Source organism: Indolivaga capnocytophagoides (assembly GCF_036511535.1).
In the GTDB taxonomy this organism is placed as follows: Bacteria; Bacteroidota; Bacteroidia; order Bacteroidales; family Dysgonomonadaceae; genus Dysgonomonas_A; species Dysgonomonas_A capnocytophagoides.
Window position 1 is genome coordinate 3,840,396 of sequence record NZ_AP028867.1, and the last position, 17,535, is coordinate 3,857,930.

At 38.8% G+C, this 17,535-nt stretch carries 15 protein-coding genes; 9 read left to right on the forward strand and 6 right to left on the reverse strand.

Going from position 1 to position 17,535, the window contains the following annotated elements; translation table 11 throughout:
* Positions 1 to 319: 319 nt before the first annotated feature.
* The 5 genes from AABJ51_RS15460 (at position 320) to AABJ51_RS15480 (ending at position 4,224) form a co-directional block, all read left to right on the forward strand.
* Positions 320 to 850 carry a rhodanese-like domain-containing protein gene (locus AABJ51_RS15460; RefSeq protein ID WP_338373289.1) on the forward strand — a complete coding sequence of 177 codons (531 nt, stop codon included), beginning with the start codon at positions 320 to 322 and terminating at the stop codon, positions 848 to 850.
* 289 nt (positions 851 to 1,139) lie between these two features.
* A complete protein-coding gene (gene bcp, locus AABJ51_RS15465) occupies positions 1,140 to 1,616 on the forward strand; it encodes a thioredoxin-dependent thiol peroxidase (RefSeq protein ID WP_134435737.1) in 477 nt (158 codons plus the stop codon).
* Positions 1,617 to 1,652: 36 nt separating this feature from the next.
* A complete protein-coding gene (gene recA / locus AABJ51_RS15470) occupies positions 1,653 to 2,696 on the forward strand; it encodes a recombinase RecA (RefSeq protein ID WP_026626405.1) in 1,044 nt (347 codons plus the stop codon).
* Between the two features lie 92 nt (positions 2,697 to 2,788).
* Entirely contained in the window at positions 2,789 to 3,241 is a 453-nt protein-coding gene (locus AABJ51_RS15475) for a hypothetical protein (RefSeq protein WP_338373290.1), read from the forward strand.
* A 119-nt stretch (positions 3,242 to 3,360) separates the two neighbouring features.
* Positions 3,361 to 4,224 (forward strand): alpha/beta hydrolase, encoded by an 864-nt coding sequence (locus AABJ51_RS15480; protein ID WP_338373291.1) that lies wholly within the window; start codon positions 3,361 to 3,363, stop codon positions 4,222 to 4,224.
* A gap of 84 nt (positions 4,225 to 4,308) precedes the next feature.
* Here AABJ51_RS15480 and AABJ51_RS15485 read toward each other — a convergent pair whose 3' ends face one another.
* From AABJ51_RS15485 to AABJ51_RS15495, 3 genes are all read right to left on the reverse strand, one after another.
* Positions 4,309 to 5,523 (reverse strand): peroxiredoxin family protein, encoded by a 1,215-nt coding sequence (locus tag AABJ51_RS15485; RefSeq protein WP_338373292.1) that lies wholly within the window; start codon positions 5,521 to 5,523, stop codon positions 4,309 to 4,311.
* A gap of 243 nt (positions 5,524 to 5,766) precedes the next feature.
* Positions 5,767 to 6,579: a glucosamine-6-phosphate deaminase gene (nagB, locus tag AABJ51_RS15490; protein ID WP_338373293.1), complete on the reverse strand. Its 813-nt coding sequence runs from the start codon at positions 6,577 to 6,579 to the stop codon at positions 5,767 to 5,769.
* A gap of 81 nt (positions 6,580 to 6,660) precedes the next feature.
* Positions 6,661 to 8,649, reverse strand: a complete 1,989-nt coding sequence (locus AABJ51_RS15495; protein ID WP_338373294.1) for a glucosamine-6-phosphate deaminase — start codon at positions 8,647 to 8,649, stop codon at positions 6,661 to 6,663.
* Between the two features lie 487 nt (positions 8,650 to 9,136).
* Here AABJ51_RS15495 and AABJ51_RS15500 point away from each other — a divergent pair, with 487 nt between their 5' ends.
* From AABJ51_RS15500 to trxB, 4 genes are all read left to right on the forward strand, one after another.
* Positions 9,137 to 11,674: an FtsK/SpoIIIE family DNA translocase gene (locus AABJ51_RS15500; protein WP_338373295.1), complete on the forward strand. Its 2,538-nt coding sequence runs from the start codon at positions 9,137 to 9,139 to the stop codon at positions 11,672 to 11,674.
* Positions 11,675 to 11,971: 297 nt separating this feature from the next.
* Positions 11,972 to 12,790 carry a VanW family protein gene (locus AABJ51_RS15505; protein ID WP_338373296.1) on the forward strand — a complete coding sequence of 273 codons (819 nt, stop codon included), beginning with the start codon at positions 11,972 to 11,974 and terminating at the stop codon, positions 12,788 to 12,790.
* 42 nt (positions 12,791 to 12,832) lie between these two features.
* Entirely contained in the window at positions 12,833 to 13,465 is a 633-nt protein-coding gene (gene lolA1 / locus AABJ51_RS15510; RefSeq protein ID WP_026626412.1) for an outer membrane lipoprotein periplasmic chaperone LolA1, read from the forward strand.
* 127 nt (positions 13,466 to 13,592) lie between these two features.
* The gene (trxB, locus tag AABJ51_RS15515; protein ID WP_134435744.1) at positions 13,593 to 14,525 is read left to right on the forward strand and encodes a thioredoxin-disulfide reductase; all 933 of its coding nucleotides are present in this window, start codon (positions 13,593 to 13,595) and stop codon (positions 14,523 to 14,525) included.
* A 76-nt stretch (positions 14,526 to 14,601) separates the two neighbouring features.
* On the opposite strand, the gene thiL is transcribed toward trxB, so the two are convergent.
* The 3 genes from thiL to lpxK are packed head-to-tail and all read right to left on the reverse strand — an operon-like array spanning position 14,602 to position 17,532.
* Entirely contained in the window at positions 14,602 to 15,648 is a 1,047-nt protein-coding gene (thiL, locus tag AABJ51_RS15520; protein WP_338373297.1) for a thiamine-phosphate kinase, read from the reverse strand.
* Entirely contained in the window at positions 15,648 to 16,463 is an 816-nt protein-coding gene (locus tag AABJ51_RS15525) for a purine-nucleoside phosphorylase (RefSeq protein ID WP_026626415.1), read from the reverse strand. Before AABJ51_RS15525 ends, thiL begins: the two co-directional genes overlap by 1 nt.
* Positions 16,420 to 17,532, reverse strand: a complete 1,113-nt coding sequence (gene lpxK, locus AABJ51_RS15530) for a tetraacyldisaccharide 4'-kinase (RefSeq protein ID WP_338373298.1) — start codon at positions 17,530 to 17,532, stop codon at positions 16,420 to 16,422. Before lpxK ends, AABJ51_RS15525 begins: the two co-directional genes overlap by 44 nt.
* Positions 17,533 to 17,535 lie beyond the last annotated feature (3 nt).

The window sequence follows — 17,535 nt, forward strand, 5'->3', positions numbered from 1 at the left end:
ATTTAGAAAAATAGCAGAATTGGTTTCTATTGTAAATTGATTCTACATATATGTGTTGTTTCGAACGCAGAAGTGTTGCTCATTTGTGATATTGTAATTAAGGTTGTTTATTAAATCAATTTTAGGTTTTGCTGAAATGAACATCCTACAGAATCAGCCGGTTTCGGTAACAATAGGGTAACTATTAAGAATATTAGCTAACTTCGCAATAGCAATATGCAAAAAATAGGGATAATAAAGGGGCTATTCTATTCTAATCTCAATATATAAAAGAGTTTACACCAAGCGGAAGTTAACTCGAAGTAAATAATTAAATGTTATGAAGAATTTATTTTTTATCCTAATCTTAGTAAACATGTCTACGTTTGCTTATTCACAGACAAATAATGATTCTGATCCAACTAAGAATCTTAAAACAATTAAAGAAGTTATCGCCGATTCTCGTGAAGGTGTAGAGTTTATTGATAATGCAGAATTAAAAAAGCGTATCAAGGCAAACTCAAAACTAATTTTACTAGATGTCCGTAATAGGGAAGAATACGATGCGGGGCGTCTTAAAGGAGCAACTTGGCTCGAGAGAGGACTTGTAGAGTATACAATGTCACGTACTTTGCGCGAACCGGATGCCGAGATAATTGTATATTGTGCAAAAGGAAACCGTTCAGCTCAAGTTGTAAAAGCCCTTAAAAATATGGGTTATAAAAACGTAAAATCACATGTAGGTTTAGAGCAATGGGTTGAAGAAGGTAACTCTATTTATAATTATTTAGGTGAAATAAAAGTCGTGGGATTGAGAGAGGTTAATTCTGCGACAAATCCGATAGATTATTATCAGGATAAGACGTTTTGATGGATTAAGTATTTGATTATTAAATGCTTGTGTGGCTGTAGCCCAGTCCTGTAACAATTTATTTAACACTCAGTTAGTGAATAAGTGTCGGCTGTATTATTTGTTTTTTGTACGACCGAGTATATTCAAATAAAAAACGCTCAGTTTATCGAATTATTTTTTGTCAAAAGAATTAAATCTTATCTTTGGTTTCAATATAAGGTCTCGTACCTTTTATTACTTTAGCAAGCAAACAATTAAAACTTGCTATGAATTTTAAGCACTTTCTATTATTTAAATAAAGGATTATATGGCATTGAATATTGGAGACAAAATCCCCGAATTATTGGGAAAAGACCAGGAAGGAAAAGAGGTCAAGACGAGTGATTATGCCGGACGGAAGTTTATCTTATACTTTTATCCGAAAGATAATACCCCCGGATGCTCAGCCGAAGCTTGTAATTTCCGAGACAATTTTTATGAATTGCGCCACGCCGGTTATGAAATTGTAGGAGTGAGTGTGGATGATGAAAAATCACACAATAAATTTATCGAGAAATTTGAATTGCCTTTCCGCCTTATAGCTGATACCGACAAGGTATTGGTTGAAGCGTTTGGAGTCTGGGCTGAAAAAACTCTTGCCGGTAAAAAATATATGGGTACATTACGCACAACTTTTATGATTGATGAAAGTGGTGTAATATCACAGATATTCACACCTAAAGATATTAAGGCTAAAGAGCATGCCGAGCAGATATTGGAATGGCTGCAAAGTCTGAAAAAATAAAATAAGATACTGATATATCGAAATAATTAAAACCAGATGGCTGAAGAAAAAGATAATAAAGACAAAAAAGGAGAAGCTAAGGATCCTAAAAATGATAAACTGAAAGCCTTACAAGCTGCGATGGAAAAAATCGAAAAGAGCTATGGTAAGGGTTCTATTATGAAATTGGGTGACGAGAAGGTAGAAGAGATACCTGTTATAGCTACCGGATCGATCGGCTTAAATGCCGCTCTGGGTGTTGGTGGATATCCTCGGGGACGTATCATTGAAATATACGGACCTGAGTCGTCAGGTAAAACCACATTGGCTATTCAGGCGATTGCCGAAGCTCAAAAGGCCGGAGGTATTGCCGCATTTGTGGATGCAGAGCATGCGTTCGACCGTTTTTATGCCGAAAAATTGGGCGTTGATATTGATAATCTTTGGATATCTCAACCAGACAGCGGAGAGCAGGCGTTGGAGATTGCAGAGCAGCTTATCCGCTCATCGGCTATAGATATAGTCGTAATTGACTCGGTTGCCGCTCTAACACCAAAAGCGGAATTGGAAGGTGATATGGGTGATTCAAAAATGGGTCTTCAGGCTCGTTTGATGTCTCAAGCCCTTCGTAAACTGACTGCGGCCATCAATAAGACCAATACTACTTGTATATTCATTAACCAGTTGCGTGACAAAATCGGTGTGATGTTCGGTAATCCCGAAACCACAACGGGAGGTAATGCTCTGAAATTTTACGCTTCTGTACGTTTGGATATACGCCGCATCGGACAATTGAAAGACGGAGAAGATGTAAAAGGCAGTCAAACACGTGTTAAGGTGGTGAAGAATAAAGTAGCACCTCCTTTCCGTAAGGCCGAATTCGATATCATGTATGGCGAAGGAATTTCCCGTGCCGGAGAAATTATCGATTTGGGTGCGGATTTGGGTATTATTAAGAAAAGCGGGTCGTGGTACAGCTACAACGAAACTAAGCTGGGGCAAGGTCGTGAAGCTGCTAAAGACATGGTAAAAGACAATCCCGAATTGGCTGAAGAGTTGGAAGGCTTGATTTTCGAAGCTCTGAAAACAAAGCATAAATAAACCCAAACAGGGTTGTTTCAATATATGAAAAGAGTCCTTGAAATAATTTCGGGGCTCTTTTTGTTTTATTAAACTTAACACCTAAAACATTTATGAACACGAAAGATTTATTATTAATAGCAGCTATTGTATTCACAATGATACTTGGTTGTACCCCGAAGAATAATACTCAAGAAGCGAAAGTAAATGGATGGTATTTTGTCGATTTTAAAGCTCCTGATAGTATTGGTGAAATTATAGTTTCGACAAAAGATTTTGATTCTCTTAAGTTTGAAGCATGGAAGGTAACCAATGTTGATGGTGTAGATTCTGTGTATGTTATAAATGGAAAAGTTAAACCTTCAAAAATGAAAGTTTACGGGGATGCTACCCAGAAATCAATAGGTAAGTTTATTGTCTTTTTATATAATGGACAGAAAATTTGTATGCCTATGCTCAACGACAGAATAGATAAAGGAAATTTTGCTATTTCCAGTCAGGCATTAAGTTCGAATAAGGATAAAATGCTGGAAATGTATGAGTCTCTTAAAGAGGAAATAGATTGATCCGTCTTAAGTATAATAAGCCGATACGTTGTATGAAAAGTATAAATAATACATGATTATTTATATTAATATTTATTTTTGTATAAATGATTGATCTATAACCTTTCGTAGTCTGAAAAATGAAAAATCTAATTTTAATAGTCAGCTTCTTTTGTTGTTTGTCCCTTTCTGTTAACGCTCAGAAAGGAAGTGTGAAATCCGGAAAAATTTATAGCCGAATTTTGGGTGTGGACAAAGAGTACTCTGTTTATTTACCCGACGGATACGAAACCTCCGGATATAAATATCCTGTATTGTATTTATTGCATGGTGCTTGGGGCAATCATACGAATTGGCTAAATGCCGGTAATCTGGCATTTGTTGCAGATAAAACAATTAATGAAGGATTTGCTTCTCAGATGGTTATAGTTATGCCTGATGCCAGAGGGAAAGAAGATAACTTCGGAGGGCATCATATGGGGTATTTTAATTATCCTGACTGGAAATATCAGGAGTTTTTTATTTTGGAATTTCTTCCTGCCATTGAAAAAGAATATCGGATTAAGTCAGATAAACAGCATCGTGCTATTGCAGGTTTGTCTATGGGAGGAGGTGGAAGTATCATTTTAGCACAGAAGTATCCTGATTATTTTGGATCTGCTTGTTCTTTGAGTGGGGCATTGATTGCTTCGGATGAAATACCTTCGAGGGATGTAGATGCCGATTTTCTGAGAGAAATGAAAAATGATGACCCTACGGCTTTTCTTCACAATGCAGATAAAGAAACTTTGTCGAAGTTGAATAGTGTGAGGTGGTATGTAGACTGTGGAGATAAAGATTTTCTTTCGAAAGGGAATGTCTTGTATTTTCTTGCAATGAAAGAAAGAGGTGTTTCTCTCGAATACCGCATGCGGGGTGGTGCTCACACTTGGGATTATTGGCAATCGGGACTTGTTCCTGTTTTACAATATATCTCAGTCGGATTTATGGGAGGTAATAAATAATAACTTAGTGTATATTACAAAAAAACAGGAAAACCCTTCAATGATTTTCCTGCTTCTCTTTTTTAACCATAAATAACCAAAACATCATTTCTCAGCAAGTAATTCATCGATAATCTTGTTGAAATCGGATTTAAATTCTTCGTAAAACAAACCGGTAGCCGGGCCGTTAAAGCCTGTATGTATTTTTCTTACATTTCCTTTTTTATCGATAAAGAATGTTGTCGGATAATTTTTCAATCCGTCAATTTCCGGTAAAACATTCTTATCATTACCTATTTTTCCGGCAAAGAGAACGTCATATCCGATATTGTATTTTTGAATAAAGTTCGACAATACTTTATTTACGTATGCAGGATCGTCTTTTCTTTCGAATGCCAGCCCTACGATTTCGACACCACGGTCTTTGTTTTCTTTATACCAGGGTGCAAGGAATGCTGCTTCGTCTAAACAGTTCGGGCACCAGCTGCCAAGAATCGAAACCACAACGACTTTCCCTTTGAATTTTTCATCCGAAAGAGAAACGGTATTGCCTTTCAGATCAGGGAGTTTGAATCCTAATGATTTAGCCCCTCTTTTGAGTTGAGTTAAGCTATAAGGGTTTGCCAATGCAGCTTTATCATTTCGTTTACCTACTATTTTTTGTTTGCCTCTGGCGGTAATAAATTCGCCTTCAAAATTATCTTTATCAGTAAATGTTCCTTGTATCAGATACGGACTCAAGCCGGCAAATGCAGAAAGTTTGAAACCGTTCTGATCAATCACGCCTTCGAGGTAACGGAAGTCACCCGAATTGGTAAGTATTGATCCGGTAAGGATGCTGTTATCTTGTTTGAAAATACCTACGTTGTTAGCAGTCGTTGAATCTGTAAGAAACTGAATATCCCATTTTCCGCTGATTGTATCTTGCGAGATACCTTCTTTCTGAAATCGTGGGGCTTCTCCGTGTATTGCTTTGAATGGTATACCCGGATCATTTTCAGCAAATAGTTTTCTGAAAACACCCTGAAGGGTATCACCACTGAAAGTTCCTTCGAATCGGGTGTCGTATGCTTTTATTGGTATAAATATACTATCCCCTTTGTATGCTATGGAATCAGATACTACTTCTTCCTCTCCATTGATGAGGGTTAAATGAGTGTCCTTAATATCGAAGATAAACGGTATTGTTCCGTCTTTTACGGTAAATTCTCCACGCCATTTACCATTTCTCAGGTAATCGTTGTTTTTTTGAGTTCCCGAATTGCAGGCTCCGAAAAGTAATGAAGCCAGAATACCTGCGCCGAATATATATTTCTTCATAATTGTATGTGATTAAGGTCTCAGACCTATTTATTATTTTGATAACTAAAACAACCAAATCATGTTGCAAATTAGAGATGTATCATTAAATACTTTCTATTACTTATTTTTAGCTCTGTTACTTAAAACTATGATACAAAAGTAATGCAAGTTTGATAAATAAAAATCCCTTAAATGTGGTATATTGATAAAAAAAGCAACATGATTATGCTGCTTTAATTTTACGGTAGTATATCGAGGTCTTTATTTCAGAATATCCGACGGATTTAAATTTTCACTTTCAATATCCTTGAAATATCTGTACGTCCCAACTTTTATTTCTTCAGTGGCAGCTTCGTCACATACTATAATTGCTTTGGCATGAAGTTGTAAGGCTGTGATAGTCCACATGTGATTTACCGATCCTTCGATAACCTGAGCTAAAGCTCTGGCTTTGTTATGCCCGTTTACCATGATAAGTACTTCATCGGCATCCATCACCGTTCCAACTCCAACTGTTAAAGCTGTTTTTGGTACTTTATTGATATCATTGTCGAAAAAGCGTGAATTGGCGATAATCGTATCTTTAGTTAATGATTTCATGCGGGTACGAGACGAAAGAGACGATCCGGGTTCGTTAAATGCAATATGCCCGTCGGGTCCTATACCTCCCAGAAAGAGGTCGATACCTCCTGCCATTTTAATTCTGGTCTCGTAGTCTTCACATTCTTTCTCAAGATCAGGAGCATTTCCGTTCAGGATATTGACATTTTCTTTCTTGATATTTATGTGATTGAAAAAATTGCTCCACATAAACGAATGATAACTTTCGGGGTGGTCTTCCTCCAATCCTACATATTCATCCATATTGAATGTAACGACGTTTTCGAAAGAGACTTTTCCTTGCTTATAAAGCTCGATCAAACATTTGTACATACCGAGTGGCGATGATCCTGTCGGTAATCCTAAGATGAATGGTTTGGCTGATGTCGGTTGTGCAGTGTTGATTCTATGAGCAACATAATTTGCTGCCCATTGTGAAATGTTGTTGAAATCAGGTTGAATAATTAATCTCATGAAGGTTGTTTTAGATATTTGTTTATAAAACGAAAAACAGACGCTTTTCGTCTATTCTCCGTTGTGTTTTATAACAATAAATCAAAGAGGTTTATATTCAACAAAGGCTTCAATAGCTTCATAGGATGCCAATCCCAGTTTATGATAGAGTTCGGCTGTTGCGTGATTTCTGTCTTCCGACCGCTGCCAGAATAACCGTTCGTCATTACCTAAAAACGGAGCACTTTCCATCTGCGACTGGTGTTTCAATATAGATAAGCGTTTCGATCTTAGCTCTTCCGGGGAAATGGGTACCGCCATTTCTATATAATCGATTTCCCACTCTGCCCAGGCACCGCGATACATCCAGAACCTGCATTCCTTGAGCCATGTCGCCCCTTCTGATTTAAGTTCATTTATGGCAGCCAGTATTGCATCCAGACAAACTTTGTGAGTTCCATGAGGATCCGCTAAGTCTCCGGCGACAAATACTTCGTGAGGTTGAACCTTTTGCAGGTATGCTTTAACGATGTTAACATCTGCTTGTGTGATGGGGCTTTTCTGCACCTTTCCTGTTTCGTAAAAAGGAAGGTCAAGAAACGTGATATGTGAATCGGGGATGCCTATAAAACGACAGGCTGTAGTCGCTTCCTCCCGGCGTATGCGTCCCTTCATGAACAGTACGTCTTTATTGTCTTCGTCGCCGATATTCTTTTCTTTCATCAGGAAATTCAGCACTTTATCCATTTGCTCCTTCAATGCTTTATCTGACGGATTATATTTCTGTATCACATTGTTGATCAGAGAAGCATAGCGAATCACCTCTTCGTCTCCGACTGCGATATTTCCGGATGTTTGATATGCAACATGTACATCGTGCTTCTGATTGACAAGTCTTTGGAATGTTCCACCCATCGAAATCACATCATCATCAGGATGAGGACTGAATATCACCACCTTCTTAGGATAAGGTTTAGCCCGTTCGGGACGATTAGAATCATCGGCATCGGGTTTACCTCCCGGCCATCCTGTAATTGTATGTTGCAGATCGTTGAAAACCTTGATGTTCACATTATATGCCGAACCGTATAAAGCAAGGAGTTCGCCAAGTCCATTGTCCTGATAATCTTTGTTAGTGAGCTTTAATATCGGCTTGTCAGTTTTGAAGCATAACCATACAATAGCTCTGCGTATAAGCTGATTTGTCCATTCACAGCTGGTTACAAGCCAAGGTTTACTGATGCGGGTCAGATCGTATGCCGCATTCAGATCAGTATATAATCGTATATTCGGATGGTTTTGCAGCCACGAAGCAGGAATAGAGTCACTAACCTCCCCTTCGACTACATCTTTAACACTTTTCGATTTATCTTCACCCCATGCGATCAAAGTAATTTTCTTTGCTTTAAGCATGGTGGATATACCCATTGTGATGGCACTTACCGGAATAGAGTCAGGTGTTCCGAAAGTATTTGCCACTTCTTTTTTAGATTGGTTATCTAATAATATGAGACGGGTTTGAGAGTTTATATTTGAACCCGGAATATTTACTCCGATGTTTCCTCCTCGACCTAAGCCCAGCAAAAGGTAATCAATGCCTCCGGCTTTTTCTATTTGCCGTTCATATTCTTTGCAATGTTCAAAAATAGAGTCTTTGGCTATTGTTCCGTCAGGAGCATATATATTATTCGTATTAATATCTACATGATTCAATAATAATTCCTTTAATATCTGAAGATTGTTACTCGAACCTTTAGCTAGTGGATAATATTCGTAAATACTGAATACAATAACATTCTTAAAACTCAGATTCTCGTCTTTGTGCAGTCTTACCAGTTCCTGATATATGCTTTGAGGAGAATGTCCGCCGGGTAGGGCAAGAACAAAATTTTCGCCGGCAGCCTGCTTTCGTTGTATTTCTTCAGCTATTTTACCGGCGATATAAATAGAGGCTTTTTGAGCCGATTCGTATATCTGTGTGTCAACCTTTTCGAAACGAGTCAAGGCTGTTTGTTCAAAAGCATTAGATGGACGGTAGTACTTTGCAGGAATGCGTTCCAACGTGATTTGAGAACTAAGATCTGTTTTCATTTGATTACAGGTTTTATATTTGCTTCAGTGAATTAAGGTCTCAGACCTTTTTATAACTTTGGTAAGTGTAACAACCAAAGACTGTTGTAAATTAAAAGTATATCATTAAATACTTTCTGTGAATTATCTATAACAAAATGACATCAAATATTGTTTATTAAGCGTGATTTATACCCTAATCATTATGCTTTTTTAGTAAAGATCGGAATTGTTTTCTTAACAAATGTTTTTTAGATGTTCTTTTGTGGAGAATTTTTTAATAATAAAAGGTCTGTAAAAACAGCTCAGCTATGCTTACAAAGTTATCAGGAAGGTCTGTCTCCTTAAAGTCGAATGAAATATTGATTCTAAATTGAAAAAATGTATCTTTGTTCTCCACTATCCACCGGATATAGGGATAGATGTTATCTGTTTTATATCCAGATTATTCGGAGAGGATTGGACTTTGTAAACGATTAAACTGGTCAATAGGCCGACATCTATAATTATGCCTGCAAAAAAGAGCAATAAGAAAAAAAATAATGTAAAAACAGGATCGAAGATACTTCGCTTTTTACGAAGCGAGAGAGGACGTTTCCTTATAGGAGTTTGTATCGTTTTCATAGCATTGTATATGCTGATAGGAATGATCTCTTTCTTTGTAACGGGAGCTGCTGACCAGAGTAAGGTTGTAAATAAGAATTTTATCGATCTCATTATTCATAAACAGGAGATAGCTAACTGGACAGGTGTTGGAGGAGCTTTTGTTGCCGAAGGGCTTATCAATAACTATTTTGGAATATTTACCCTGATTATTCCGCTTTACATTGCTATTGTAGGATTACGTATGATGGGGATTAAAACCCTGTCGTTAGTCAAAGGTTTTGTAATGAGTGCCTTTGTTTTGATCTGGGGTTCGATATTCAGTTCATTTCTCTTAACCAAAATATTTCCCGACAGCCATGTTAAATGGGGCGGAAGCCATGGTTATATCTTAGAGCAGTTGCTGGAGACTACAGTAGGCAGTATCGGTGTGATATTGATTATAGTCATGCTACTGGTAATATTTTCGGTTATTACCAAAAAGACTTCGATGGATTTTTACAGGAACAAATTTCCCGGAGCAAATAAGGATGCAGAGGATATCTCAGATTCTGAATATGATATAGAGGTTCCCGAAGAAGCGATTGAAGAAAAGAAACCTTCTTTAATAGCCCGTTTTATCAATTTGTTTAAACGTAAAGTGCTGTCGGATGCTGGGACGAATGTAGATGAAAAAGAAGAGGGTACGGAAATAGATACGATAAACAGTTATCTCGAAGAGGAGGTCGACTTTGATTCTCTGAATACGGGAGGAGTAAATAAGCCTGTCAATAATCCGATACAGCATACAAGTCTCGATGATGATTTCGAAGTGGTTGTACCCCAGGAAGAGTCGTATGCGCCACGTGCCGAGCAACCCAGAACTGTAGTAACTCCGCCTGTACAGAATACATCTGAAGAACCCGATTTGTTAAATGCAGAAGATACGGAGGAAATGGAAGAGTATGATCCTACAAAAGATTTGTCTCAGTTTCAATTTCCTTCGATGGATTTGCTTAAGATATATGACACAACCGGTAAAGGTGTGGATATGGCTGAGCAGAAGGCTAATAAAGAGAAAATTATCAATACCCTGAGAAATTATGGTATTGAGATTACCAATATCAAAGCAACAGTAGGTCCTACTATTACATTGTATGAAATAGTACCTCAGGCAGGAGTCCGTATTTCGAAAATCAGAAATCTGGAAGACGATATTGCACTCAGCCTTTCGGCTCTTGGTATTCGTATTATTGCGCCGATGCCCGGAAAAGGAACAATCGGGATAGAAGTTCCGAACAAGGATGCACAGATTGTGTCTATGCAGTCGGTTATTGCTTCGAAACGTTTTCAGGAATGTACTTATGATCTGCCCGTGGCTTTGGGTAAAACCATTACCAATGAGATATTTATGTTCGACCTTTGCAAGATGCCTCACTTGTTGGTGGCAGGTGCTACAGGGCAGGGTAAATCCGTTGGTCTAAATGCTATTATCACTTCTCTTCTTTACAAAAAGCATCCTGCCGAAATGAAGATGGTGTTGGTAGACCCTAAGATGGTAGAGTTTAATATTTATTCTACTATTGAAAAACACTATCTGGCAAAACTGCCCGATGCAGAAAAAGCCATTATCACCGATGTAACGAAGGTCACTCAAACATTGAATTCTTTAACCAAAGAAATGGACGATCGTTACGAATTATTGATGGCGGCAAATGTGAGGACGATCAAAGAATACAACGAAAAATTCAGAAAACGGAGATTGAACCCTTTAAAAGGACACCGTTTCCTTCCTTATATAGTAGTTATTATTGACGAGTTTGGTGACTTGATAATGACTGCCGGAAAAGAAATAGAAATGCCTATTGCTCGTATTGCGCAAAAAGCCCGTGCGGTTGGTATCCATATGATTATAGCAACACAACGTCCGACAACAAATATTATCACGGGTACGATAAAGGCAAACTTCCCTGCACGTATGGCTTTCCGTGTGACATCGCAGATCGACTCGCGTACGATTCTTGATATGTCGGGTGCTAATCAGCTGATCGGTCGCGGAGATATGCTCTTTTCGCAGGGTAGCGATCTGGTTCGTATTCAGTGCGCTTTTGTGGATACGCCTGAAGTGGAAGAAATAACACAATATATAGGAAAACAACAGGGATATGCCCATGCTTTTGAACTGCCCGAATTTGTAGGAGCAGGGGATGATGACAGACCGGGAGCGGTTGACTTGAGTGACAAAGATCCATTGTTTGAAGAAGCTGCCCGTTTGATCGTGGTGCATCAACAAGGTTCTACTTCTTTGATTCAGCGTAAATTTTCTATCGGTTATAACCGTGCCGGACGATTGATGGATCAGCTCGAGGCTGCGGGTATTGTTGGCCCTACACAAGGCAGCAAACCCCGTGATGTGCTTATCGCAGATGAATATAGTCTTGAGCAGAAGATCAACTCGATATAAGAACGTGTTTGATTCATATTTATCTATAGTAAGATATTCTTTGAATAACTGAAAAAAATTGAGAAAAGGAAAACGATGCCACCTGATAAAGTACATTTTCGGTGTCACTTTTGTAACCTTTTTTGAAGAATCACCCCAAACCCCAGAAGGGGCTTTCTGAGTTTTAGTAGACAGAAGGGTAAAAGAAAACATCGGGAAGTATGTAATTTAAAGTAACCTTTGTTACCTTTTGTGGAAATTACACTTAAGTCTTGTTGGGATACAGATCCTGATTTTTGAAAACAACAACTGAACACTATGGATTTTCGGACTGTTATAAAGCCGGAACAGCGAGGACGGCTCAGAAGTTTTGTCGGTAAAGAATACTTTATATTGAAACGAAAACTACGTTGGATGAAAGATTCTTCCCTGTATAGTTTTGTAGATATAAAGAATGAAGACTGCGAGTATTCATTGATAAAACACAGATCGTTGCTATTACGTCCGTTGAAAGATGTGGATATGCATCTTCAGCATAACAAAATAACCAATCTGCGGTTAGCTATCGAAAAGCTTAATGGGACAGTGATTCATTCGGGAAAACTATTTTCTATCTGGCGTCAGGTTGGACGTCCCTCTAAGCATAAAGGGTATCTCGAAGGCTTGGCTCTGCATAACGGACAGATATTGTCAGACATAGGCGGAGGTTTGTGTCAACTTGGAAATCTTCTTTATTGGATGGCTCTTCATTCCGATCTGGAAGTGACGGAGCGTTGGAGGCACAGTTTTGATGTGTTTCCGGATGTCAACAGAAAGATTCCATTTGCATGTGGTGCGACATTGTCTTATAATTATATTGATTTGCAGTTGACAAATAATACATCAGCGAGTTATCGCATTAATTTGTGGCTCGATGATAAATATCTGAATGGCGAATTGTTGACCAATATACCTGTTGACAGCAGATATGAGGTCTTCGAAACAGATCATCAGATCAAGCAGCAATGGTGGGGCGGATATACCCGTCATAATAAAATATGGAAGAGAAAAATAAATCTGGAGGATAATGGTATAGAGGAAACATTGGTATCCGAAAATCATGCAATAATGATGTATAATCCTCTGTTATCAGATTAAACGTTTGGTAAATTGGACAGTCAAAATAAGAAACTCTGAAAAATGAAAATAAAATTTATATTACTTTTCTTTATCTGCATAATAATGCAGGTATCTGCTCAGGATGCAAGACAAATTCTGGATAAAGCAAGTGCCGCTTATAATAAAGCCGGAGGAATGCACGCCGTATTTACTGTGAATATAGAGGAGGTAAAGCAAAAGGTTACTCACAGTCAGGATGGTGAGGCTTATCTGAAAGGGAATAAGTTTAAAATAAATGTGCCTGATGGAATTACCTGGTTCGATGGTAAAACCCAGTGGGTATATGCAAAAGGAGGTGATGAAGTGAATGTGAGTAATCCTACCGGTGATGAGCTGGCAGGTGTTAGCCCTTCTGTTCTTTTGAGCATATATAAAACAGGATATAAGCTGAACTATAAAGGAGAGAAGAAAGAAGGTGGGAAAACTGTTTTGGTTGTGGATCTTATCCCTGTGAAGATAAAAGAATACAGCAAGATGACAGTAACCCTTGACAAGGCTACTTATCTGTTTACATCAGTGAGCCTGTACGGAACAAGTGGAGTAAATAACTATCTGAAAATACGGAAGCTGCAGTCGGGAATGAACTTGCCTGATGCAACGTTTATCTTTAATAAGAAAGAATATCCGAATGTGGATATTATCGACTTACGCTAAATACGAATTGGATAGAATTTGTTTATCTTTATATAGAAAATAAGTAACTATTAAAGTTTGTTTTGATAAGTTATATCTATATCTTTGTTCTCAATATTGAAAATAACAAATAAAATATACAAACATTATGAGCGAAAAAGTACGTTGTCTGATCATTGGTTCAGGTCCTGCCGGATATACTGCGGCAATTTATGCATCAAGAGCAAATCTTTCTCCGGTTCTTTATGAGGGTATCCAACCCGGAGGGCAGTTAACAACAACTACCGAAGTTGAGAATTTCCCCGGATATCCTGAAGGTATTACCGGAACAGAATTGATGGAAGACCTGAAAAAACAAGCCTCTAGGTATGGCGCAGACGTTCGTAACGGTATTGTTACCGCTGCCGATCTGAAGTCTACCCCTAAAAAGGTTACAGTTGACGGAAAGACTGAAATTGAAGCCGATACTGTTATTATTTCTACGGGAGCAACAGCTAAATATCTGGGCTTGCCCGATGAAGCTAAATATGCAGGTATGGGAGTTTCTGCCTGTGCTACTTGTGATGGATTCTTTTATCGTAAAAAAGTGGTAGCCGTAGTAGGTGGTGGAGATACTGCCTGTGAAGAAGCAATTTATCTTTCGGGATTGGCAAGCAAAGTATATCTTATTGTGCGTAAGCCATTTTTGAGAGCTTCTAAAGTAATGCAGGACAGGGTTGAAAAGAACGAGAAGATAGAAATTCTATATAATACAAATACTCTTGGCCTATTTGGTGAAAATGGAGTGGAGGGTGCACATTTGATCCGTTTTAAAGGTGAGGCTAACGAAGAGAAGTTCGATATTACTATCGATGGGTTCTTCCTTGCGATAGGGCACAAGCCCAATACCGATATTTTTGCAGGTCAGTTAGACCTTGATGAAGTAGGATACATCAAGACTCAGCCTAACCTGACAGCTACAAATATTCCCGGAGTGTTTGCTGCCGGTGATGTTGCCGACCCTATTTTCCGTCAGGCTATTACAGCAGCCGGAAGTGGTTGTAAAGCAGCTATCGAAGCGGAACGCTTTTTAGCAGACTAATGAATCTGCACTGTATATAAGTAAAAGGGAGGATAAACATAGTTTATTCTCCCTTTTGTGGTATTATAGTCCGTGTTTATTCAGCTAATGAGTTCCATCCCTGAGCTTTGAGCTCGATCTCCGTTCCATCTCGGGTTTCGAGAGCAAGACCTAGTGACTCATTGGTTATATGACCAATGATATGTACTCCTTTCATCTTCGATACGATCTCGTGTTTATGAAGAGGTACGGTGAACAGTAGTTCGTAGTCTTCTCCTCCACTTAGAGCGACAGTTGTGACATTCAGGTTGAATTGTTCAGCCATAGATGCGGTCTGATAATCGAGAGGAATACGTTCTTCATATATCCGGCATCCTGTTTTGCTCTGTGTACAGATATGTATCAGTTCGGAAGATAGTCCGTCTGAAATATCGATCATAGATGTTGGGACGATATTCTCGGCAGCAAGAGCCGCTACTATATCTTTACGGGCTTCGGGTTTCAGCTGCCTTTCCAACAAGTACTCTTTACCTGCAAAGTCGGGTGTGAAATCGGTTTTGCCATCAAATACAGCTTTTTCTCTTTCCAGTAATTGTAGACCCATATAGGCTGCACCAAGATCTCCCGATACACAAATGATGTCGGTTTCTTTTGCTCCGTTTCGTTTCACAATCTTACCTTCTGCTCCTTCTCCGATACAGGTTATCGAGATAGTCAAGCCGGTTAGTGAGGCCGAAGTATCGCCGCCGACAAGGTCTACCCCATATTCTTCACATGCAAGATAAAGTCCTGCATAGAACTCATCCATATCTTCGACAGAGAATCGCTTTGAAACACCTAATGATACTGTTATCTGTTTAGGTTGACCATTCATCGCATATACGTCCGAAAAATTGACGACCGCGGATTTGTAGCCTAAATGTTTAAGTGGCACATATACCAAATCGAAGTGTACGCCTTCTAATAGTAAGTCGGTTGTGACAAGGACGCGTTTGTCCTTGTCATCAGTATATGAAAGTATAGCGGCATCATCTCCTACTCCTAAAACAGAGCTGTTGTTGCGCAGCTCTATTTTTTCGGTTAAATGCTTTATCAATCCGAATTCGCCTAAATGAGCGATTTCGGTACGTTTGGTATTCTGCATTAGTTGAGTCTCTTGATAACTTCTTTGATAATGAAAGCCATTTTGGGCTGTGCTATTTTAGCTGCTTCTTGTACTTCTTCATGAGTAACTTCCACAATCTTGCCAATAATACCTATATCGGTAATGATGGAAAAGGCAAGGACTTGCATCTTGGCATGGTTAGCCACGATTACCTCCGGTACCGTAGACATACCCACTGCATCACCTCCTATAATACGGAAGTAATTGTACTCGGCGGGAGTTTCGAAAGTCGGGCCCGAAGTTCCGATATATACTCCGTGCTGAAGTTTGATCTCGTTTTCTTTAGCAATTTCCATTGCCAGAAGACGAAGGTTTTTGTCGTAAGCATTGCTCATGTCAGGGAAACGGGTTCCCAGTTCATTGAAGTTTTTGCCTCGAAGTGGGTGTTCCGGAAACAGGTTGATGTGATCGTCGATCAGCATAATATCTCCAACATCGAAACTTCCGTTCATTCCTCCTGCGGCATTCGACACAAACAGGTATTTTACTTGTAAAGCCTGAAACACACGAACGGGAAATGTTACTTCCTTCATGTTGTATCCTTCATAATAATGGAAGCGTCCCTGCATGGCGATAACTTCTTTTTCTCCAAGTTTGCCAAAGATCAGTTTTCCGCTGTGTCCTTCGACAGTCGATACCGGAAAATTAGGGATTTCGTTATACGGGATCTCTCTCTTGTCGGTAATTGCGTTAGCAAGCTCTCCAAGTCCGGTTCCCAAAATGATAGCATATTCGGGTATATTGCCTACTTTATTCCTGATGTAGTTGGCCGTTTCTTGTATTTTCTCTAACATGTTCTGTTATTTTATTATTAAATATTTCTTTATCGTGTTCATTAACAAAGATAACCTCTATAGGCAGATAATAGAGCATTTCTTTGAAAGATTTATCCAGATTAACAAAAGATTTCAATCTGGCAGCGTCTTTTTCTGTAGTGATGATCATTTTCTCTCTTTTACCTAACGAGTTTACCTTTTCTTCTATCAAGGTGATGTCTTTATCGCTAAATTGATAATGATCTGAGAATATCATCTTTTCGGCTTTCTTTGCATGCCTGCGGATCTTTCGTTCGAAAGGTTTCGGATTAGCAATGCCTGCAACGATGAGTACATCTTTATTCGATATCTCATTTAAAGATAATTTGGGCTTATCTGTATTAAACACAGGGGTAAGAAGTCCATACTGAAAAGAGGTGAAGAATAGATTCTGATATGGATATAAGTGTAAGTCCTTAGATAAGATTCGCTGATCCAATGGGTTCGTAGAGGTTGGGCATTTGGTTATGATCACGATATCGGCTTTCTCTGCATAATGAGCAGGCTCTCTAAGGCGTCCGGCCGGGAGCAAAGCATCGTGAGTCATGAGACGGTTGAAATCTGTCAGTAAAACCGTAAAGGAAGGCTTTACATACCGATGTTGGAAGGCATCGTCAAGAAGTATGACATCGGGCTGTTCATTATCCGGAAGAGATAGAAGATTCTCTATTCCCCGTTGTCGCTTACTGTCTACTGCGACCAAAATATCCGGATACTTATTCTTAATCTGGTAAGGTTCATCGCCAATCTGAGACGCTGTAGAATCGGGTGTCGCTAAAATATATCCCGATGATTTTCGTTTATATCCCCTGCTTAATACGGCTACTTTATAATTTGTTTTGAGCAGAGAAATTAAGTATTCGGTATGAGGTGTTTTCCCTGTTCCGCCTACCGTAATGTTTCCGATGCATATAACAGGTACAGGATATTCTTTTTGCTTTAGAATTTTCCAGTCGAAAAGCTTATTACGTATAAATACAATAAGACCGTACATCCATGATAATGGAAGCAGCCACTTATTGATATGTAAATTTTTGATATTTGTCACAGG